Source organism: Insulibacter thermoxylanivorax, from assembly GCF_015472005.1.
Taxonomy (GTDB): Bacteria; Bacillota; Bacilli; order Paenibacillales; family DA-C8; genus Insulibacter; species Insulibacter thermoxylanivorax.
Genome location: NZ_BMAQ01000042.1, coordinates 1 through 21422, shown reverse-complemented (window position 1 = coordinate 21422; position 21422 = coordinate 1). Strand labels below are relative to the sequence as shown.

Annotated in this window: 21 protein-coding genes; 2 read left to right on the top strand and 19 right to left on the bottom strand. The window is 48.6% G+C overall.

Annotated features, from left to right (window positions below):
- Positions 1-125 precede the first annotated feature (125 nt).
- From gatB to PRECH8_RS13175, 5 genes are all read right to left on the bottom strand, one after another.
- On the bottom strand, positions 126-1571 hold the full coding sequence (gatB, locus tag PRECH8_RS13195; RefSeq protein WP_200967558.1) for an Asp-tRNA(Asn)/Glu-tRNA(Gln) amidotransferase subunit GatB: 1446 nt from the start codon (positions 1569-1571) through the stop codon (positions 126-128).
- A 30-nt stretch (positions 1572-1601) separates the two neighbouring features.
- Complete coding sequence (gene gatA / locus PRECH8_RS13190; RefSeq protein WP_200967557.1) at positions 1602-3059, bottom strand: Asp-tRNA(Asn)/Glu-tRNA(Gln) amidotransferase subunit GatA; 1458 nt, start codon at positions 3057-3059, stop codon at positions 1602-1604.
- 18 nt (positions 3060-3077) lie between these two features.
- Positions 3078-3368 carry an Asp-tRNA(Asn)/Glu-tRNA(Gln) amidotransferase subunit GatC gene (gatC, locus tag PRECH8_RS13185; RefSeq protein WP_200967556.1) on the bottom strand — a complete coding sequence of 97 codons (291 nt, stop codon included), beginning with the start codon at positions 3366-3368 and terminating at the stop codon, positions 3078-3080.
- A gap of 156 nt (positions 3369-3524) precedes the next feature.
- On the bottom strand, positions 3525-3980 hold the full coding sequence (locus tag PRECH8_RS13180) for a DinB family protein (protein ID WP_200967555.1): 456 nt from the start codon (positions 3978-3980) through the stop codon (positions 3525-3527).
- Between the two features lie 215 nt (positions 3981-4195).
- Entirely contained in the window at positions 4196-4570 is a 375-nt protein-coding gene (locus tag PRECH8_RS13175) for an ATPase (RefSeq protein WP_200967554.1), read from the bottom strand.
- Positions 4571-4782: 212 nt separating this feature from the next.
- On the opposite strand from PRECH8_RS13175, the gene ytvI reads away from it, so the two are divergent.
- On the top strand, positions 4783-5982 hold the full coding sequence (ytvI, locus tag PRECH8_RS13170; protein WP_200967553.1) for a sporulation integral membrane protein YtvI: 1200 nt from the start codon (positions 4783-4785) through the stop codon (positions 5980-5982).
- A 904-nt stretch (positions 5983-6886) separates the two neighbouring features.
- Here the strand turns inward: ytvI and PRECH8_RS13165 are convergent.
- The 11 genes from PRECH8_RS13165 to PRECH8_RS13110 form a co-directional block, all read right to left on the bottom strand.
- Complete coding sequence (locus PRECH8_RS13165) at positions 6887-7750, bottom strand: RHS repeat domain-containing protein (protein WP_200967552.1); 864 nt, start codon at positions 7748-7750, stop codon at positions 6887-6889.
- On the bottom strand, positions 7698-8447 hold the full coding sequence (locus PRECH8_RS13160; protein ID WP_200967551.1) for an RHS repeat protein: 750 nt from the start codon (positions 8445-8447) through the stop codon (positions 7698-7700). The genes PRECH8_RS13165 and PRECH8_RS13160 overlap by 53 nt, the downstream gene beginning before the upstream one ends.
- 797 nt (positions 8448-9244) lie before the next feature.
- Complete coding sequence (locus PRECH8_RS13155; RefSeq protein WP_200967550.1) at positions 9245-9892, bottom strand: hypothetical protein; 648 nt, start codon at positions 9890-9892, stop codon at positions 9245-9247.
- A gap of 235 nt (positions 9893-10127) precedes the next feature.
- Positions 10128-10814 carry an ICP22 family protein gene (locus tag PRECH8_RS13150; RefSeq protein WP_200967549.1) on the bottom strand — a complete coding sequence of 229 codons (687 nt, stop codon included), beginning with the start codon at positions 10812-10814 and terminating at the stop codon, positions 10128-10130.
- A gap of 318 nt (positions 10815-11132) precedes the next feature.
- Positions 11133-12053 (bottom strand): AraC family transcriptional regulator, encoded by a 921-nt coding sequence (locus PRECH8_RS13145; protein WP_200967548.1) that lies wholly within the window; start codon positions 12051-12053, stop codon positions 11133-11135.
- Positions 12054-12279: 226 nt separating this feature from the next.
- Positions 12280-13287: an S-layer homology domain-containing protein gene (locus tag PRECH8_RS13140; RefSeq protein ID WP_200967547.1), complete on the bottom strand. Its 1008-nt coding sequence runs from the start codon at positions 13285-13287 to the stop codon at positions 12280-12282.
- 156 nt (positions 13288-13443) lie between these two features.
- Positions 13444-14985 (bottom strand): glycoside hydrolase family 11 protein, encoded by a 1542-nt coding sequence (locus PRECH8_RS14660; RefSeq protein WP_371871218.1) that lies wholly within the window; start codon positions 14983-14985, stop codon positions 13444-13446.
- A 465-nt stretch (positions 14986-15450) separates the two neighbouring features.
- Complete coding sequence (locus PRECH8_RS13125; RefSeq protein WP_200967546.1) at positions 15451-16227, bottom strand: ABC transporter permease; 777 nt, start codon at positions 16225-16227, stop codon at positions 15451-15453.
- Positions 16224-16973 (bottom strand): ABC transporter ATP-binding protein, encoded by a 750-nt coding sequence (locus tag PRECH8_RS13120; protein WP_242457586.1) that lies wholly within the window; start codon positions 16971-16973, stop codon positions 16224-16226. The genes PRECH8_RS13125 and PRECH8_RS13120 overlap by 4 nt, the downstream gene beginning before the upstream one ends.
- 116 nt (positions 16974-17089) lie before the next feature.
- Positions 17090-17620, bottom strand: a complete 531-nt coding sequence (locus PRECH8_RS13115; protein ID WP_200967544.1) for a PadR family transcriptional regulator — start codon at positions 17618-17620, stop codon at positions 17090-17092.
- 149 nt (positions 17621-17769) lie between these two features.
- On the bottom strand, positions 17770-18546 hold the full coding sequence (locus tag PRECH8_RS13110) for an exodeoxyribonuclease III (RefSeq protein ID WP_200967543.1): 777 nt from the start codon (positions 18544-18546) through the stop codon (positions 17770-17772).
- A gap of 551 nt (positions 18547-19097) precedes the next feature.
- Between PRECH8_RS13110 and PRECH8_RS13105 the strand changes: the two genes are divergently transcribed.
- Positions 19098-19346 carry a hypothetical protein gene (locus tag PRECH8_RS13105; RefSeq protein WP_200967542.1) on the top strand — a complete coding sequence of 83 codons (249 nt, stop codon included), beginning with the start codon at positions 19098-19100 and terminating at the stop codon, positions 19344-19346.
- Positions 19347-19396: 50 nt separating this feature from the next.
- On the opposite strand, the gene PRECH8_RS13100 is transcribed toward PRECH8_RS13105, so the two are convergent.
- From PRECH8_RS13100 to PRECH8_RS13090, 3 genes are all read right to left on the bottom strand, one after another.
- Entirely contained in the window at positions 19397-20041 is a 645-nt protein-coding gene (locus tag PRECH8_RS13100) for an ABC transporter ATP-binding protein (RefSeq protein WP_200967541.1), read from the bottom strand.
- Positions 20042-20920 carry a hypothetical protein gene (locus PRECH8_RS13095; RefSeq protein ID WP_200967540.1) on the bottom strand — a complete coding sequence of 293 codons (879 nt, stop codon included), beginning with the start codon at positions 20918-20920 and terminating at the stop codon, positions 20042-20044.
- Positions 20913-21422 (bottom strand): hypothetical protein (locus PRECH8_RS13090; protein WP_200967539.1); only part of this gene is annotated, 510 nt, incomplete at its 5' end. The genes PRECH8_RS13095 and PRECH8_RS13090, both read right to left, overlap by 8 nt.

Below are 21422 nucleotides of genomic sequence, written 5' to 3'. Positions count from 1 at the left end.
AGGCCATCTTCCCTTCATGCCTGATGGTCGGCAACAATACCGATCATCTGACGAGCATCTGTAGATGGTTAGAGGCGATCTCAGCAGTTCAACAATTCACCCTGCACCTGCGGAGACATCCCGTACTATTGACTGTTAATCGCTTCTAAGATCAGCTTGTTCACCAAACCCGGATTCGCCTTGCCACGCGTTTCCTTCATCACTTGACCGACGAGATAACCGATCGCCTTCTGCTTGCCTGCTTTGTAGTCCTCGACAGACTGCGGATTATTCGCGATCACTTGGTCAACGATGGCTTTGATCGCTCCCTCATCATTGATCTGTACGAGCCCTTTCTCTTCGACGATCGCCTGCGGCGACTTGCCGGTCTCGAGCATCTCCTTGAACACCGTCTTGGCGATCTTACCGCTGATCGTGCCCTTCTCGATCAAACCGATCATCTCGCCCAGCCCTTGGCCGCTGATCTTCACTTGCGACAATTCAAGGTTGTTGGCATTCAAGTAGCCGAGCAGATCACCCATGATCCAGTTGGCGACGGCCTTGGCATCCTGGGTGTACTTCAAGCTTTCTTCGAAGAGGTCCGCAAGCTCTTTGGAAGTGGTGATCACTTCCGCATCATAGGTCGGCAGGCCGTAATCCCGAACATATCTCGCCTTGCGGGAATCCGGAAGCTCAGGAATGGTGGCACGCACCCGTTCCTTCCACTCATCATCGATATAGAGGCGCACCAGGTCCGGATCCGAGAAGTAACGGTAGTCTTCTGAATCCTCTTTGCTGCGCATAGAGATCGTCTTGCCGGTCGCTTCGTCGTAACGACGGGTTTCCTGTACTACTTCACCGCCGCTGTCCAGGACATCCGCCTGACGCCACTCTTCATATTCCAAACCGCGCTGCACGCTGCGGAAGGAGTTCATATTCTTAAGCTCCACACGCGTGCCGAACTTCTCCTGTCCGTATGGGCGCAGCGAGATATTCGCGTCACAGCGGAGCGACCCTTCCTCCATCTTCACATCGGATACGCCGCAGTACAGCATAATGGCCCGCAGCTTCTCCAGATACAGCCGGGCTTCCTCCGGCGAACGGATATCCGGCTCCGAGACGATCTCGATCAGCGGTGTGCCAACCCGGTTGAAGTCGACCAGCGAAGCGTTCTCCCCTTCCACGTGCAGCAGCTTGCCCGCGTCTTCTTCAAGATGCACGCGAGTGATGCCGATCCGCTTCGTCTGACCGTCGATCTCGATATCGATCCAGCCGTTCTTCCCGATCGGCTGATCGTCTTGCGAGATCTGATACGCCTTCGGAGAGTCCGGATAAAAATAGTTTTTGCGATCGAATTTGGTATGGGTTGAGATCTCGCAGTTCAGCGCCATCGCTGCTTTCATAGCATATTCAACCGCTTGTCGATTCAGTACCGGCAGCACGCCCGGATGTCCGAGACAGATCGGACAAGTATGCTGGTTGGGCGGCGCGCCAAACGAGGTCGAGCAGCCGCAGAAGATCTTCGTCTTCGTATGAAGCTCGACGTGAACCTCTAAGCCGATGACGGTTTCGTATTTTGGCGTTGCTGTCATGAATAAGAACCTCCTATCGGATCACGCCGCTTACAGCGACGGACGAAGTTTGTGAAATTCCGTGCTCTGTTCGAAGGCATGAGCGACTCGGAGAATCGTTGCCTCATCGAACGCCTTGCCGATTACCTGCATGCCGACCGGCAGACCGTTTACCATGCCGCAAGGCACACTGATCGCCGGCATACCTGCCAAGCTGACCGGAACCGTGCATACATCGTTCAGATACATCGTCAACGGATCATCGATCAGTTCGCCAATCTTAAAGGCCGGCGTCGGCGTCGTCGGACCGATAATCACATCCACCTGTTCAAAGGCGCGATCGAAATCCTGTTTGATCAAGGTGCGCACTTTCTGCGCTTTCAAGTAATAGGCATCATAATAGCCGGAGCTTAGTGCGTAGGTGCCCAGCATGATACGGCGTTTGACCTCAGGACCGAAGCCTTCGCTGCGCGACTTCTCATAAACTTCCAGCAGGCTGCTTGCATTAGCCGAACGCACGCCGTAGCGGATGCCGTCGAATCTCGCCAGATTGGACGATGCTTCCGAGGAAGCGATGATATAATAGGAAGCAATCGCGTACTCCGTATGAGGCAGCGCGATCTCTTCCCAAGTCGCCCCAAGACCTTCCAGAACCTTAAGCGCATTCATCACGGCATCCTTCACCGCTGGATCGATCCCCTCGCCGAGATACTCCTTCGGCACGCCGATGCGCAGGCCTTTGACATCGCCCGTCAGCGCACTGAGATAATTCGGCACTTCCACATTCGCCGATGTGGAATCCATCGGGTCATATCCTGCGATGCTCTGCAGCACATAGGCAGCGTCCTCGACGTTTTTGGTAATCGGACCGATCTGATCCAGCGAAGAAGCAAAGGCCACAGCACCGAAACGCGACACCCGGCCGTACGTAGGCTTCAAACCAACCACTCCGCAATAAGAAGCAGGCTGGCGAATGGAACCCCCCGTATCCGTACCCAGCGCAAAATAAACCTCCCCCGCCGCTACCGCCGCAGCAGAACCGCTGCTGGAACCGCCGGGAACATGTTCTTCGTTCCATGGGTTACGCGTGATCTTATAAGCAGAGGTTTCACTGGATCCGCCCATCGCAAATTCGTCCATGTTGCACTTGCCAAGCACGACGGATTCCGCCTCTTTCAGCTTCTGAACGACCGTTGCATCATAGATCGGCTGATAGTTCTCCAGATGCTTGCTCGCACAAGTCGTCACGATCCCTTCTGTGACGATATTATCCTTCAAAGCAGCAGGAAGGCCGAAGAGCAGGCCGCGCTTCTCTCCCTTGTCCAACTTCTCCTGCAGCTTCTTAGCCGTTTCCTTCGCACCCTCTTCATCGATGTTGAGGAATGCCCCGATCTTCCCATCAACAGCACGGATCCGCTTCAGGGAAGCATCCACCAAATCCGACACGGTGATCTCCTTTTGCTCCAAGCGGCTATGTAACTCCTGTAATCTAAGGTCCAGTAAAGACACGCTATATTCCCCCTTCCGCTATTCTAAGACAGCCGGGACTTTGAAATGTCCGTCTTCATGGTCCGGCGCGTTCAACAGGACTTTGTCAATCGGCAGCGATGGACGGGGCTCATCCTCGCGCATCACATTCACCAGCGGAATAACATGACTGGTGGGTTCTACATCGTCCGTGTTCAGTTCTTCTAACTTCTGAATATACTGCAGTATAGCATCAAGCTGCTCAGCGAACTTCTCCTTCTCATCGTCTTGCAGTTCTAACCGGGCCAGCTTGGCCACATGTTCAACATCTTGGATCGTGATCCTGCTCATGCTCGCACCCTCCTGTCATTCTTACACATCTACATTCTCAATATTATATCTTACCTATAAGATCAACTCAATTACACGCTTATCATCTAAAAAGGACCGAAATCCCATACCTGCGCGATTCCGGTCCAACCTGCAGCGAATATCGCTGCCTATACACTATCCACGGATGACGAAGAACGGCAAATCCTTGATCCCGCAGATTCTGGCATAAGTGAAGAGCTGGCCTTTGTGATGGATCTCATGCTCCTTCGCCATCTCTAACATCGCTTTGCCTGACATGGACATCGAAGCGAATTGTACGGTTCGGTCTAACTGATCCTCAGTTATCGCTTCAAGCATCTCCTGCGTGCTCTTAGTCAGATCCTGCACGAGCTTGCGCAGTTCATCCGCCGAGCTGACTGTCGGCGACTCATCGGCAGCATTCTCTTTGTCGCTGACGATCGACACGAACATATGCGTCGAACCGACGATATGCACGACTAGTTCTGCAAACGTCATCGCACCGTCCCACGGCTTGAAGGGCAGATGCTCATCGCCCGCCCGCTCTACCAATTGTACCAATGCCTTGCGATGACTGGACCAACTGTTCGTAAAGGTTTGCATCTCATTCATCACCGTACATCCTTTCTGCTCCGTATTAGGCTGGATGAAGCAAGCCCAAGTCTTATTATAACGATCGGCGAAACCCTTGACAAATCTTGGTCGAATCAAGATCGTTCATCGATCTCAACCCAGACTGAGCTGATCCGATGAATATGAAACAAGCCGCCCATCCTGAAAGGATAGAGCGGCTTTATAATAGGTAGATACGTTTGGAATCCGGCAGATTAGATCCAAGCACGGAGATTGACCTGCTTGATAAAATCTTCCGTCGACTGGACTTCCTTGCTCTTCTCGTCATCTTCTTCCTTATCCCCGTTCATGATGCGTCTGAATAATTCCTCATTCCTTGTCGCAAGCGCGAAGTCGATCAGCGCTTCCCGTTCGATCCGGTCAGCCTCCTTCTTCAGAAGGACTTCTTCTAATTCAATATCGGAAGCAGGCACGTACACGTGCTTGCCTAACTTTGGAATCCTGACGACGTAGTCGAATGCATTGTCGGCATTGCGGTCATACGCGATGATGTACCCGTATTCGCCGATCGGCAAGTTCTGCTCAAACTTGTCGCCGACAATGTATACCTTCTGTCCGAGCCGGTACATACTGATCCCCTCCTATCTTGACCGTCACTTACTATTAGTTATATACTACACCAAAACTATTAAAAGTGCCATCTTCTAAGCATAAGCGACGATCTTACATTTCCTTTCTTCCAAAAAATCGGCTATAATTTATAATTTGAACAAGATTATCCGCTTACATCATATCATCAATATATTATCAATAAGTGCTGATTCGAGCAAGGAGGACCAAGATGATCGAGTTTTACAAAAAATATTGGCGCACCGCATTTGACATCGGAATGATCATACTCACGGTCTATCTCATCATGTGGCTGTTCAGCTGGCTGTATGATATCGCCGCACCGATCTTGCTGGCACTTGTGATCTTCATGATCATCGAACCGCTGGCGAGATTCTTGCACCGCCGAGGCATGCGCAAGGTCATCGCCACATCCATATCTGTAATATTCTATTCCGCCGTTCTGCTGGCGTTACTGTTCGGGGTCGGATATCTGATCGTCATCCAAACCTCCGGATTGATTAAGAATATTCCTGCCTACGCCAATCTATTCCAAGATCAAGTGGCGGTCTTAATGGCGAACCTTCAAGCAGAATGGGACGCCCTGCCGGAAGATGTAACAGTGAAGATCCAAGAGTATGCATCTTCCTTAGCTGAATTTGCTGCGAGTATCCTGCAAAGCGGACTTACCAGCTTGATCGGCATGATCAATTCGGTCTCCAGATTCATCGTAGACTTCACGATTGCCATCATCCTGGCATTCTTCCTAAGCTTGGAGGCGAATACCTGGAAACGCGTCGCGCAGGATAAAACGCCGATCACCTTCAAGAAGGCCTTCTACTTCCTGCGGGACAACGTGATGAAAGGTATTGTAAACTATCTCAAAGCGCTGTTCAAGCTGATCTCGATCTCTTTTGTTATCATCTTGGTCTCCCTGCTCATCCTGGGTGTCGACAATGCGCTGACGATCTCCTTGTTCGCAGCCTTTCTGGATATTCTGCCGCTGCTCGGGGTATCCGCGCTCTTCATCCCGTGGATCATCTACCTGCTCATCGTCGGCAATACCTGGTTGGCCATCTGGTTGACCGTTGTGCTGGGGATCGTCATGGCCATTCGTCAGATCCTCGAACCGAGGATCATGGGCAATTCCCTCGGCGTATCCGCCTTCACGATGCTCGCCTTCATGGTGCTGTCCACCTCGATCTTCGGCGTAGCCGGCTTGATCTTGTCGCCGGTGCTGACCGTTCTGATCAAAGCGCTGTATGATCAAGGCTATCTGAAACGCTGGATCCGCTTGCCGGAAGACGAGTTCCCAGCTAATGGCGGCGATGCTGACGCCGGTGCCGATACAGAAGCTGATGCTGCCCTGGCGATCGCCGATGCAGGTGCAGCAGCTGACACTGATACTGGTGCTGGTACTGATGGACGTTGAAGTTTCCGGTGCCAGTGCTGCGTTAGTGTTGTTGCCGGTGAATGATGGTCACTGATGTTACCGTTGCCGATGCGGCGTTGATGCTGGAGTCTGTGCGGCGCTGATTCTGGTGCTGGCGAGAGGCTGAATCCAGCGTGGAAGCCGAGTTGGTACAATCAAACGCCCCTTGGAGCTAAAGGCTCAAGGGGCGTTTCATACGATTAACGATCTCGCTGGCGGGAGGAGACAGTGCGGGCAGACTTTTTGCTGTGTAAATCGATACAAAATGTTGTTTCAGAGGATGCTTGTGCTGTTTGTGACTTGAGTCGATATTATTTGTTGTTTCAGCACTCACAGCCGAGTGTTCAAGGACTGAGACGACATTATCTGTTGTCTCAAAGCCCGAAGTCGATGTTCTAAAGACTGAGACGACAAATCATGCCGATTCACCGTACGCCAGTATGCATCCCTCAAGTGAGTCAACAAAAACTGTCGATTCTAACCGACTCAAACATCAAAATAGCTTGGAAACCTTTGGTTCGTACGCAGCAATAATATCCACAATAGAATCGACTGCTAAGATCGAAAAGTGCTGCATTTGCTCTAAGTCAATCATCCCGTAAGACTGTTCTGACAGCCATTGAATATATTCGGAATATTTAACCTTGAAAAAAGTACGGTCTTTATAGAACTCAGTCCCGTATAGCTCATCAAGCTTGTTTATTGTACTTAATCTATAACTTTCATCGGTACTTCTGTAAGCACGTACCGAATCCTCGAATAAAATTTCTACTTTCTTCGTTTCTTCTTGTGCATCATAAAGTAGTATGCGAAATTCGACATTAAAGAACTCAATGGGTAGCCCCTCCCTTAGTCAGCTTCTGTCCAAAAAATATCTTATGCTGCAATGCTGACTTTCTCCACATCATCGGTACCCATCAATATAATGTTTATACTTACATCCTGTTCTACTGCACTCTCTAAATCGAACAAAGTCACGCAGGAAATAAGCCGACTTCTCCAAGAATGTCAGGTCACCGGCACGGGCAAGGCCGAAGGGATCCACATAACTGATCGGATTCCCGTTCACGTAGGCATAGCGGTTTAGCGTTTGTGCTTCGGCAATGGTCCCAGGTACAACATCTCGGTTAATAAACCGCTTGATCTCCGGATGATAATAACGAGCCCGCATGTAATACAAGCCGTTATCATCCGTCATAACGCCGTCTCTGCTGTTATAGAGGAAAGGCTGCTTCGTCTCGCCTTCTGCATTCAGCAGTTCGCCATATATTCCGTACGTGTAACGGTCGGTTACATGGCCTGCCAGATCCGTTAGTGCGACGGTACTTCCTCTGCGATCATAGTGGTACGTCTGATAAGCACCCTCTGCATCCACTCTAGCGATCAGACCATGGCCATAGATATAGTACGCGATCGGATTCCCCTGGTCATCCGCCTCCATCAGCAGTTGAGAGTAGTACGCCTCAGGATCAATGACATAGCGGATCTCCGTACCTTCTACGATCTGGGCGATCCGGCGATCTTCCGCATCATAACGATAAACATGATCGCCAGCGCGTATCAGACGATTGCGGCTGTCGTATAGGAACTCTGCCATATCGCCTTGCAGCGGACCGTGGATCATGTTGCCGTCCGCGTCATGGATCACAGCATGACCATTGTATGTCGCCAGACGGTTATCCTCGGCATAAGTCATCGCGTGAAGCAGATGGCCGTCAGCATCCCATACATGGGTTGCCTGCTGCATCATACTCGTATTGCATGTCATCGCTGCTGACGACACGATATAGAGCATCATACTCATAGGCAGTATCCGACTCTCCGATCACATTGCCGTAAGCATCATAGACATAATGGTCATCATTGATCACTTCCCCTGAAGCCGTCCTATTCAACAGACGAATCAGTTGACCAGCTTCGTTATACGTGCGAAGTTCTTCAGATCCATCTGGTTTAACGGTACGGATCAATCTGCCATTAGCATCATACTCATACTGAGAAATATTGCCCAACCAGTCTTCAACCGTCTTTATCTGGTTGTTCCGATCATACGTATAAGCAACGTGCTTGCCATCCGGATAGATCAAACGGATCAGATTCCCTGCTGCATCATATTCATATTGGATCTCATGGTCGTATACATCGATGAACTTCGTAACGCGATTCAATGCATCATATTCACGTACAATCGTTCCCGAAGTATCTTCACTCATCTGCAGCAGGTTATCATTCGCATCATATTGATACTGAATCAGCCCTGTGTCGTCATTCCGTTCTGCCAGACGGCCCAGCGCATCAATGACCTTCGTCAGATATCCTCTGACATCATATTGATAGTCTGTCGTATTGCCTAGCTCATCGATCTTCTCCAGCAGAACGATTATATAAAAGCGGATGGAAGGATATATTTGGACTGTTCGATGGGGAAAATTGACTAGGCGGCGATAAAATCCACAAATCGACATAATATATGTATACGTTATAAAGATCAACGATCGAAAATAACAAAAAAACCATAACAAATTTATATCGGAAATTCAAAAATCATTATTTACCATATATGTATTTTACGATACGATAAGATCAATAATTGATAATTTAATTAGATTAGTTAATAAGAAGGAGTGATGATTAGTGAGTACGAATAACAAAAAAAGCATTTTAATGTTGCGAGTATATGTTGTGTTAATGGCGTGTATTCATTTGATTTTTGTTTACATGAATCATTTACGTTTTCAAAGAGCCGAAGTTTGGCAAGCTAAAGGTTCACTTACAGAACAAGACTTCGAATCAATTAGACAGTTTGGGAACATAACCAAAATAGTTGAATACGCATTTATCGTATTGTTCATTCTAATTGCTTTGTACGCGTTGTTAAGTATGAGTCTTAGTTTCCAAACTCTGTATGTTCGATACAGTGTGTTACTATTACTTGGGATTGCCATATTAAATGTACCTATCCACTTTATCTTATCGGTTTCTATTGGCAACCTAATGCTTCCTCTCTTATTGCCTGCATTAGTGACGGTCTTGTTTGTGGTGTATGTAATATTGCGAACACATCGCAATAAAAAGAAAGCTGCTATCTCATAAAGAAGAGAATCAATATTTAAATTTATAAGGGGAACCCTAAAGGGTTCCCCTTATCAGAGGGAAGACAAATTACAGAAGATGAGGAAAACCTGATTGAAGAGCTGATGCATTTAGTCTTCATCACGGAGATGTCTCTTACGGTTATGGGAGTGCAGTTAACCCAATGACTTTAGAGGCAAAGTTTCTTCATCAAATAGATAAACAATGTTTGTTCATCCTGTGCTTCAAATTCATTCGCTTGATTTGTACTCCAATATACCTTGATGCTTCCATCCTCTTGAAACGCCATATGGGTTTCATAGTTATGGACCCATCCTTTCCCCATCGGTCCTTCATCAAGCAGGACACTGGTGTGTACTGCTTTCACATAGAAGACCAAATCCGACGAAGCTGTATACTCAAATGATTTCCACGGTGTTATATAATATCCTGACAAACTCGGATTGTCATATCGATAAAGATATTCTATTCCATCAGGTTCCTCTACCACACTGAACCACAAGGTACGATCTTTACTCAGTTTCAAACTATATATCGACTGAGTAGAACCTCTCAATTGCGTTGTATATTGAAAACTAGAATCATCGATATATTCGTGTATCCATACATAACCTTTCGTATCCGTACCGGGCCCTAATTCAATATAATATTTTCCACTATACTCTACGTGAAATACAGAGTTATATAACGTCCCATGATTGCGAAAGTCTACAACTCGTCCCCCATCGTCGTAAACATTCAACAGGAGAATGCCTTGAGTTGTAATAAAAATTTTTATCTCCCTCCAATTCTGCATAATAAAGCGAAGTAGTATCACCAGCTAAATACACACTACCGCTCCAGCGATTATGATAAGAACTTAGATGTTGAGCTTGATCAATGTTTATGTGCGGCAAAGTCTCTATCAAAATCGCATCGCTTTGCCCTGAATAATTGCCCGCAGAATCGAAAGCTTCCACACTGAACCAATATTCCGTTGCCGGCGTCAATCCTGTTATTCCATATACCGTTTCCGTTACTGTGGCATACCTTTGTCCATCCTAATAGATAACTTAGCCGAAAACGCTTACATCATCGGTTGATGCATCCCAAATAAGCGTTACACTCGTATCAGTCAAATCTGAATATCTGAGGTTGCTAGGAATCGTAGGCGGTGTGGTATCTTCATTGGCAGCAGGTTCTTCTTCATTAATAGGCTCAGTAATAGGTTCCTCTGCAGGAATATTGTCTTGATCTTCTTCATTTTCTACCGGCTTCTGCCGATCTGTATCATCATCCGCTACCGGATCGTTGCCTTGTCCATCACCCGGTTCTTCGCCAACACCGTTTTCATTCCCGCTGCTCGGATCCTCACTTTCATCACCCTCATCTTCATTCTGCAGTTGACCCGAATCAACGTTCTCATCAACATTATCTGGTACTGGTTCGTCGTTTTGATTGTCACTCGGTTCCCCCTCTATGCTGTCATCCTCATGACTCGGATCCACACTTGCGTCTCCTTCACCTTCATCTGACGATTGATCCGATCCCATATACTCCTCGACATCATGGTCAATTACCAGATCATCGTCCAACTCTTCACTTACATCCTCAAATTCATCACCAACATATGTATCACTGTCTAGATTCGGATTTACATTTGCATAATGATTGTACTCCAGCGCTGCTGGCACCCAACCTGTAACCAAACTGGTTATAACAGTAATGATCAAAATCAAATTAAAAATTTTTCTACTCATCATCCATCCTCCATTATTCGTGATCATTTTTTGTTGGAGAACGTTTCAAGTTAACACTGCTTCAAGTCAATTCACCTCTTCATCATCTTTCAATATTCGTGTCATTCTCAGTATTTTTACATATTTAATAAACATTTCCCAATTTTCTGTATCATCTAATAGATTATAAATTAACAATAATGTAATCAAGAGTTAAAAATGTTGCATTTTGTCCCGCCGCCGATCTTCATCCCCAAAATAAAAACAGCCCGCACAAGCGAGCTGTCCCTTCCCATTTCCACTCATCCATCCTCATTCATCATCCGCCGTACAACTTCCTTATTCCTTCTTAATCACCGGAATCCACATCTCGCATTGATAGTCTTCCGACGAACTGTCGCCGGGCGGATACAGTTCAAATTCCGGCGTCCCCGCATGTTCATATCCCGTCGCTGGGAACCACTCCTGATAGATCCTATGGATCAACGATTGGATCGCTCCCGGCATCGGACCGACACAGGTGAAGACTGCCCATGTTGATGCGGGAATCTCAAGCGTCTTGAATTCATCCGCTGTCTGAGAATCTGCCTCCGCTGCCTGACCAACTTCCGCGGCCTGTGGATGATCCGCCAGCGCACCTCGGGCCGCTCGACCGGCGATCATATACTTGAAGCTGTCCTGCTCACAGTCGAACCCATAGACCACGCCATACAGTTTCTCTTCCTCGATCTGTTCACTCAGACGCTGGATCACTCCCTGCTCGAAGCATGCTCTCCAGAACTCCGTGATCTCCTTCGAACTCTTGCCGCCTGCAGAAGTCGTCTCGATCACTTTCCCAATCAGTGTAAAACCCTCTCGTTCCACGATGCGATAATCCATCTCCTGATCTCCCTTCAACATGATCTGGATGGCGATCCGCGGAAAGGCCTTCAGCTTCACTCCGGCATGGCGCGCCTGCGACGGCGATACACCGTGCACCTTACGGAATGCCTTAGCAAAGGATTCCGGTGAATCATATCCGTACTTCAGCGCGGTATCGATTACCTTCGATGAGGAACTGGCCAGTTCCTGAGCCGCCAGCGTCAACCTCCGCCTGCGCAGATATTCGCCGACGGTCACCCCTGAGAGCATATAGAACATCCGTTGGAAATGATGCGTTGACGAGCACGCGGCCCTCGCGATTTCTTCGATCGTGATGCGCTCATCCATATGGTCTTCCATATAATCGATTGCGGCTTGCATTCGCTTCAGCCATTCCACCCTGATCACCTTCCTAATCCGATGGTACCACCGAACGCCGGAGGCAGCCTGACATTGTGTGCGTTTCGATGACAGATTCGAGTATATCTTCGATACCGCCGCCACGCTTACCTTTGTTATTCCATACGAATACAAAAAATACGTTCCTTCCATACAAAAAAATGCAGTCCGTTTCGCCAACGAACTGCATGAATCTTCTGCCATCATGATCTATCTTCTACCTCTATCACTTCAACCTCTTCACAGGCGGTTCGATCTTGATCGGCGGTTCAAGCTCGATCGGTTTCGGCGGTATGATCTTCGAATCCGTTTCCGATGCGCGCTCGTCGATCACAACGCTGTATCCAGCAGGTACATATGCAGCAGCCTTCGGATAGACGATCACTTGTGGATACATCAGATCCGGATCAGGATACAGGCGCTCATAGTAGACGACCGCCGTCATCGCTTCATGCACGAACTCTATCGCGTTGATCCGGATTCCATACCCCGGATGCGGCTGTTCACCCCAATAAACTGTAACTTTGCTGACTTCTTCGTTGATCGGAGTGACCTCGAAGGTCACTTCCCCATTCTCAGGATCCGTCCCGGATTGTACGATTTGGGATTGGTTCTTAAACTCGATCGTATCATGCAGCCAGAGCGCCGCATCCCTGCGGGTGATCGGCTGTTTCGGATAGAAATTCAGCTCCTCATCCAGCTGAACGATCCCCGCATTCAGCAGCAGTTGAATATTGTTCACATAAGCAGGGGCAATCTCCGATTCGTCATTGATAACAAGATAGATGAGCGTGAACGGATAAACACCCGTTGTGTTAAGCGCCTCGATCAGATAATGGGCATACGCTTCTCTCGTCATGACCGCATGCGGATCCAGGTCTCGGCCAAGCTCCAGTCCGTGAGCGGCTGCGATGATGAGTGATTCTGCATACCAAGCATCCTCCGGAACATGATCATAGTAATCTTCGGCCTTCGGCGCCTTCTCAACTTGATGTGCATCTAGACTCAGGTCCAGCCCCTTCACGATCATGTGAATACCCTCAGCATAGGTCAGTTCCTTATCGCCGAAGAAAGCACCATTCACGCCATTGATAATCCCTTGCTCCTGCAAACGGATGATCTTCTCCCTCGCCTCATCCGTCTCCGGCAGATCGCTGAAGGCTGCTGCCTGACTGCTGAACGCGAGCATCATGACGAGCGGGAGCGCCAACCATCGCATGAAAGTCCGTCTCATATGCGATCCTCCTCCTGTCAGATATACTGGCTTGTCACTAGTCACTATATTAGACGGCATCCCTGCGAATTATGTTTCACAAAATGAAGATCCCGGCAAGGAATCCCCCTGCCAGGATCTTGATCTGAGCACTGATCTTTCCGTGTGATGATGGAATCAATGGATTTCAAGGTAATCGATAAATATATCCCATGTACCATTGTCGGCTGTAACGATAAGTTCAACCAATTGATTGCCTGTTCCATGGCTCACATTCTCAATAGTATACGTCCAAGGATACGTTCCACCGTAATAGAATGTCCCCTTATATTCACCGCCGATATAGAGATCGACTTGGGCCAGATTGTTGTTATTCGATGCACCGTGAAGAGAGAAGTTGCTGGTGCCGCTTGTGAAATTGTGTGTGAAGCTGACCTTATCATCGTTAGCATACAAGGCAACGCCGTTAAACGGATTGTTAATCGTATTCGCATAAGGACCGCTGATGCTCATGCTCTCCGCTTCCACTCTTACCGGCGTTCCAGGGCTGGGTCCAGGGCCAGGCTGAGGTCCAGGGCCAGGAGTGCCGCCGCCGTCATTGCCGCCGATCGCTTCGATATCAAGGTAATCGATAAACGCATCCCATGTACCATTGTCGGCTGTAACGATAAGCTCAACCAACTGATTGCCTGTTCCATGGCTTACATTTTCAATCGTAGATGTCCAGGGATATGTTCCACCGTAATAGAACGTGCCCTTATATTCACCGCCGATATAGAGATCGACTTCTGCCATGTTATTGTTATTCGATGCACCGTGGAGGTAGAAGTTGCTGGTGCTGCTTGTGAAATTGTGTGTGAAGCTGACCTTATCGTCGTTAGCATACAAGGCAACGCCGTTAAACGGATTATTAATCGTATTCGCATAAGGACCGCTGATGCTCATGCTCTCCGCTTCCACTCTTACCGAACCAGGTCCAGGCTGAGGTCCAGGGCCAGGCTGAGGTCCAGGGCCGGGAGTTCCGCCGCCGCCGATGATCAAGTTATTTCTGTATACGTCAGCGCTTCCGCTGCTCTGCCAGCCTTCCACCGTCAGGGCAACTTCATACATCTTGCCCATCCGCATGCCCATTCTTTCCCAATGGTTAAAATGCTCTGATACAGAGATCGTACCGCTTGTCTTCTTCGATGTCCGGACACTCCAATACTGCTGGAACGTAGCCGTACCAATAATCGAAGGCTGGTTCACCCGAGTCGTCTCATAGATATCGTAAGTACCGCCGTCTACATTAACGGTTCCCTTAGACTGGGCACCCGGAGGACGCCATGTTCCCCAGCTTTCTACGATATAGTATTCTACCAGCGGCTCTACCGTCCAGCCATAGACGGCCAGATAAGAGTTGCCGTTCGGTTGATAGTTCACGCCATAATCGATCGTGATGTTACCGATCTGTTGGTGAGTTTGTGTCTGATCGAACTTTCTTCCCTTGCGGAACAAGATGTTGTTAATTCCGCCCCATTCGGCACTGAATGTTCCGCCGCTGTTCAGCGTCATACGGCCCCAGCCGCCGCTGTCCTTCCAGAATTCATAATCATACCCGTCGTGGTTGCCCATCTGGTTATCCGTGATGACTGTCTGTGCCTGAGCGACTACTGGAGGCAGCACAAGCGCCAAACAGATCACCGCGTACAGCAGCAATCTTATTCTGCTTCGCTTCATAATTGATTCCTCCTTTAATGATTGAATTTCAGCGATTCATGATGCAATAAGCACAACCATCCATCACCGGCGATCCATCTTACCGCATCGATCTTACGAGCATTCCTCCTTCCCTGATCGATTGGACCCTCGAAGTCTATCTCTCCACACCCTGAACCAGATGGATGTTTACTTTTATTGCGCTTTCATGTCTTATTCTACCAAACTATCATTTGATTCTTCACTTATAAAACTTTAGATTCTACTTATAAAATTATTGCTTCTAAACATCACTCCTTTTTATTCCCCATCATACGACCATACGCAGAACAGTCAGCCAACATTGGCGCAGCCCTGATCTGTAACTCTTCACTTTATATAAAAAAGCGGCGATAGGAAGGCAGGCGCCCTCCCTATTCACCGCATCTACATAACCAGATCTTCTAAGATTCTTGTGTCAAGTCCAACTAACACTTAATAGACATACTAGATAGAAGGCGGCCGCACGGAGATCGATTTCCCGCCCTTATACAGCATGATGCCATCGGTATCCCAGCGGAAGGTCAGCACCGCGATGAGCAGACAGACGAGCGTAAAACCTGTGAGGACGGCAAGCGGCAGAAGCACATCACCGAGTTGGACAACGGGCTTCGCGGCTGCTTGCATCGCCTCTACGAAATAGTAGAACGGCTGAACATGTCCTGCGATCTTCACCCAAGTCGGAGCATGCTGCAAGCTGTAGAATGCTTCACTTGTAAACAGCATCGGAAAACACATCAGATTCGAAATCATATTGACATTGCTCTCATTCCTGGAGAGGTTCGCCGCGATGAAGCCAATCGCCGTCATGCATACGGTGCCGACGAGCAGGATCAGCAGCATAAGCAGGATGCCGAGGATGCTGACCCGAACGCCTAATACTGCGATGCTGATCAATACCACGAAGAAACTGACAAGCAGCGCCAGCACGGTGCGGGCAGCGGTAACGGAGCCTATGAAAGCAGCCGTGGAGAAAGGTGTCACCCGCAGCAGTTTGTAGATGCCTCGATTGCGATGGGCCATCACATAGAAAGCCGTCACCATCGTCGAACCGAACAGGACATTCGTGGTCAACACGCCGGCAAGCAGTCTCTGCGAATACGCTAAGTCATTGATATACAACCCCAGACCAAGCAGCACAGCGATGGGAAAAATAATCGTCCAAACCAATGTGTGCACATCGCGAAACATCCCCGCCAGCATCGTACGTGCAATCGTGATCACAGCGATCCTCCTCCTGAATACACCGCGCCTAAGGCCGGTTCTTCTTCGATCGATTCTGTCAGCTTAATATACAGCTCTTCCAGATCCTGCACCCCAAACTGCGCCAGCAATTCGTCAGGCGTGCCCGAGGCCGCAATCTTCCCGCGATTGATCAGCACGACCTTCGTCGCCGCCTTATGCACTTCCTCCATATCATGGGAGGTGAGCACGATCGATGTCCCCGCTTCCGCCAGAGTGCGGATCAGCTCTCTGATCTCACGGCGCGCCCGCGGATCGAGGGCGGCCGTCGGTTCATCGAGGAAGAGCAGCTTTGGCCGATGAAGCAGGGCCATCGCGATGGCCAGCTTCTTCTGCTGTCCGCCGGAGAGACGGGAAGCATCGATGTGCGCTGCTTCATGCAGATTGAGCCGCTTCAAGTGTTCCATCAGTTCTGCATTCGTGGGCCTTAGCCCATAGAACACCGCAAACATCCGCAGATTCTCCAGTGCCGTATATCCGGGGAAAAAGGGCGTCGCCTGCAGCTGCACACCGATCTGCCTTTTGGCATCCTCCCTCCAATACATCACAGAACCAGCATCCGGCCGTTTGATCCCGAGGATCATATCGAGGGTGGTCGACTTCCCCGCCCCGTTCGGTCCGATGATCGCCAGCACCTCTCCCTCCTCCACCGTCAGATCCAGACCATTGACCACGACACGCTCTCCATATCGCTTCACCAGTCCTTTGGCTTCGACCATGAGAGTCATCATGGGACACTCCTTTCACCAATGTTATATATCCAATCTTGGATATCGATCCAAAACAACCGCCGTCCTAGTCAAGACGACGAGGAATACGTTCAACGAAGCATGTCAACAGCGGGCTATGACGAATGTTTCACCAGCTCCATAATCTGTTTGACAAACTTGATATCCTGCTCTAAGATCGCCATCGCATTGTCAAAGGCAGCAACCGCATAAGGCGTAAGGCCGTATTCGGACTTGACCTCCTTGCCGTATTGCCAGTTCTGAAGCGTCTTCTCCAAGTTCGCCAGATTGTCCTCCAGGATCGCCAGGGCTTCCTCCTTTGGGATCGCCTCAATCCAGTTCAAGCCGACAGCAAAATCAGACTTCACCGAATGCGGTGCAAGACCGAGGGACTCCCGCACCAGCTCTTTAAATCTCTCCTCTCCCCGATCCGTGATCGCATAGATCTTCCGCAGCCGGGCTCCCGTGCGCTCTTCTGCTTCGGTGCGAATATACCCTTCCTGTTCTAATTTGTTAAGCGAATAATAGATCGAACCCGACAGGAGATTCGTCCATTCATCCATACGGCTCAACTGAATCGCCTGCTGAATCTCATAGCCGTGCATCGGCCGGCTTCGAAGCAGAGCCAAGATGATGAGGTCCGTCACATCCTCACGCCTTTCTATCGTTAGATCATGATCATCCCTTCGATGTCATTCATATTCAATCTTATATATCCAACGTTGGATATTTGGTCTGAGGTTAACATACCAAAGTCCCCTTTGGTTGTCAACCCTTCACCTTACCTTTGCGAAAATCATCCGATGGCATCTGCAAAATCATCCGCCATCTCCAACACGATAGGGCAATGATCGCTGCCCATCACTTCGGCATCCATCCGCGAGTCCATGATATATGGAGCGATGCGGTTGGATACGAGGAAATAATCGATGCGCCAGCCGATATTCCTTTCCCGCGCTTTAAACATATACGACCACCAAGTATAGGCACCTTCCCGATCGGGATACAGATAACGGAAGGAATCGGTGAACCCTGCTTCGAGCAGTTTCACCATCTTCTCCCGCTCTTCCTTCGTAAAACCGGAATTACCTTCATTGGATTTGGGATTCTTCAGATCGATTTCCCGGAAGGCCACATTCAAATCTCCACACACGATGACGGGTTTGACCGCATCGAGCTGCTGCAGGTAACCGCGGAACCGATCTTCCCAATCCAGGCGGTACGGCAGTCTCGCCAGATCCCGCTGCGAATTGGGCGTATAGACATTCACCAGATAGAAATGCTCATATTCCAGTGTAATGATGCGGCCTTCATCCTCCGAATCTTCTTCGATGCCATAGCGCACGGATAACGGTTCCTTCTTCGTGAACACTGCCGTGCCGGAATACCCTTTCTTCAATGCATAATTCCAATAATCATGATACTCCCCGCCCAGATCCAGTTCGATCTGCCCTTCCTGCAGCTTCGTCTCTTGAATGCAGAACACATCCGCATCGATCTGCTTAAAGTAATCCATGAATCCTTTGCCCACACAAGCTCGCAGCCCGTTAACGTTCCATGATACGAATCTCATCCTGCTTCCCCTCACTATTGGTCACGTTCCCTTCATTGTATCACAGAACTTGTCCGGCATAACGCTGGTTGTTTCTAACCGACAATATACTAACTATATATAATCAGAATTCAACTATATAAACTACTTAATATTTCTTCGCGTCAAACCAAACAAAAAACGGCTCTTTCCCATGTTGGAAAGAACCGATATGAATCATTTTAAGCAAGTTTTTCTGGAATTATAGAATGTCTAATGACCATTGGAGATAATGGGTTGGTTCAAAATAATTGCCTGTATATGGACCATACAGATCACCAGAGAAATTACCATAACCTTCTATTGAATACGTTCCTGTATCATAAAATCCAGTCCAATAATATACCCTAGAAATGTAAGGAGCATCAGGACCTTTCCATTCAATTGTTGCTGTATAGGTGGTTGAGACTTTGATTCAGCAAAGACCACATTTTCAATATTAATTTTGATTGTTTTACTTCATTTTTCATTATATCATATAATTGTCATGTTGTAATTAGGAATCAATTCATATTTTTGGAGGTTATTTTGCGATGCATGTTAGATTCTACGGATTTGTATCTCTTATTGTAGCCGGTCTATTGCACACTTTAGAAAGAATAGCAGCCAAAATCGCTACCGGAATCTCATTGATCGGCATTAAAGGCGGCATCCATCTTGACACGGAATACCCTGGTTTGTTTGAGAACTTCTTTGTCGTTATTTTCCTTGTTATAGGAATAGGCTTATTCATCTATGACTTTATACAACACCGCACCAATATAAAACGTTCTACAAAATAGAATCTATATGGAATGACACTTGAACTGCTTGCTGCAAACACTGCACAAGCTCACAGGGTCTTAATCTTCGTTAAAACGCCGCCGTCCATCTCGCTGACCGTATCGCAGAGCGCCTCTATATCTTCCGCATAGTGGGAGGACATTAAGATCGTCGTCCCTTCCTCGTTGATTTTTTTGAACAAATCCCGCATCTCCGACACGCCTTGCTTGTCCAGCCCATTCATCGGCTCATCGAGCACCATCAGCTTCGGCTTCTCCATAATGGCTTGAGCTATGGCCAATCGCTGCCGCATGCCGAGCGAATATTTCCGCACCTGCTTCTTGTTATCCGGATCGAGACCAACCTGCAGCAGCGCTTGACGGATATCCTCCTTGCTCAGCTTGCGGCGGATCGATGCCAGGAGCTGCAGGTTTTTGAACCCGCTTAATGAGCCGATGAACCCGGGGTTTTCGATGATGATGCCGATATCTTGGGCCTGTGCCGGTTTCACTGGTTTACCGTCGATCCGGATCGATCCTGAATCCAACTGCATGAAACCGCAGATGCATTTGAAAAGCACGGTCTTGCCGGAGCCGTTCCTCCCGATGATCCCGTGTATACGGCCCCTCTCGAAGTTAATATTAACCTGATTAAGTGCCGTCGTTTCCCTAAATCGCTTGACCGCATTCGTCACTTCTACGATATACTTGCTCATCTATACTCTCCTTTCATGCGCATCTAAGTCTTGCTTGCAAGAGACATACACCGTGATCACGCTTAAGATGAGGATTCCTCCTATGAGTACGCTGACTGCATACCATGGGGACGGAATCATCGGATCCCCGCCCCAGTTTAGATAGAACATACTGATCCAGTTGATCGGTGAGAAGTAATAGATCACATCGCCATGCGCCAGACGTCCTACGAATATAGAGAAGTAAGACAGAAAGGTAAGCCCTCCAGCAGCCACCACCCCGGCCTGCCCGCCTATAACGACATTGAAACACAGGATGAGGAGGCCAACGAACATCGTCACCAGCCAAAATAGTGCCAGGCTGATCCCCATAGCTGAAACAGTGGTGAAGGAACTGATCACTGGATCGGCGATATTAAGGAGATGCGTTATTCCGTATTTCTGGGGACCTACGGGGTCATAGGCAAGGGTCTTCAGTACCGCACCCCAGTCACTCATCCACCGCACGTTCGGTATAAGCGCAATGATCGACATCCCCGCAAAATATACGGTATAGATGAACGCGGATATGACGATATAGAGGATTTGTCCTAAGATCCAGTTCCTCCTGTTGGTGCGGATCGCTAGAAATGGCGTATGACGATCGATGAAAGGGGCGTCGCAGTATAACAAGATCGTTAAGCATCCATAGATCGGAAACATGATCGGAGAAGTGAATGTGAACGGGAAGATCCATGGGGACACGGGGACCTTCACTGCCGCCGCATACTCCGATACCCATGCAAACATCCACAGCGAGAAAGCAGCGATGACGGCCGCAAGAGCATAAATGCGTGGATTCACCAGCCATTTATATAGATTGAAGCGAGCACAAAGCCATATCGTACTAAGGTTATTCACGGCCGATCCTCCTTCGCATCAACTTCATCGCGCCGAAGCCTAAGAGAAGGCAGGGAATGAATATCGTTACACATTTCGTTATGAGACTTGCCGCTGCACTGCCTGCGTCATACGTTCCTTCTATAATGACCGGTATATTAAGGTAGTCCGGCAATCCCCAAAATCTAGTCAAACGGAACATCATAAAATAGATCACGATCGGTGCAACCAAAGTGACGAAACGATTAGGGATCAGGACCGACACCCATATCGCCAAGCATGCGAAGAGCATAGATGACATACTCAGATGCGTCGCGCAAGCCAAGATATATATAATAGGCATATTCTGCTCCAACAGCACGGCATATGCATCACCCGTAGATATATTGGTAAACAGCGGCAGTTGGAATAACAAGAATACGGCGTATAGCAGGATGCCGAGGAAAGTAGTTAGAAATGCTGAGATCGCTCCTGCTAACATCTTGCCCATGACATAATGCGTTACACCCGAACGAATGAGCCA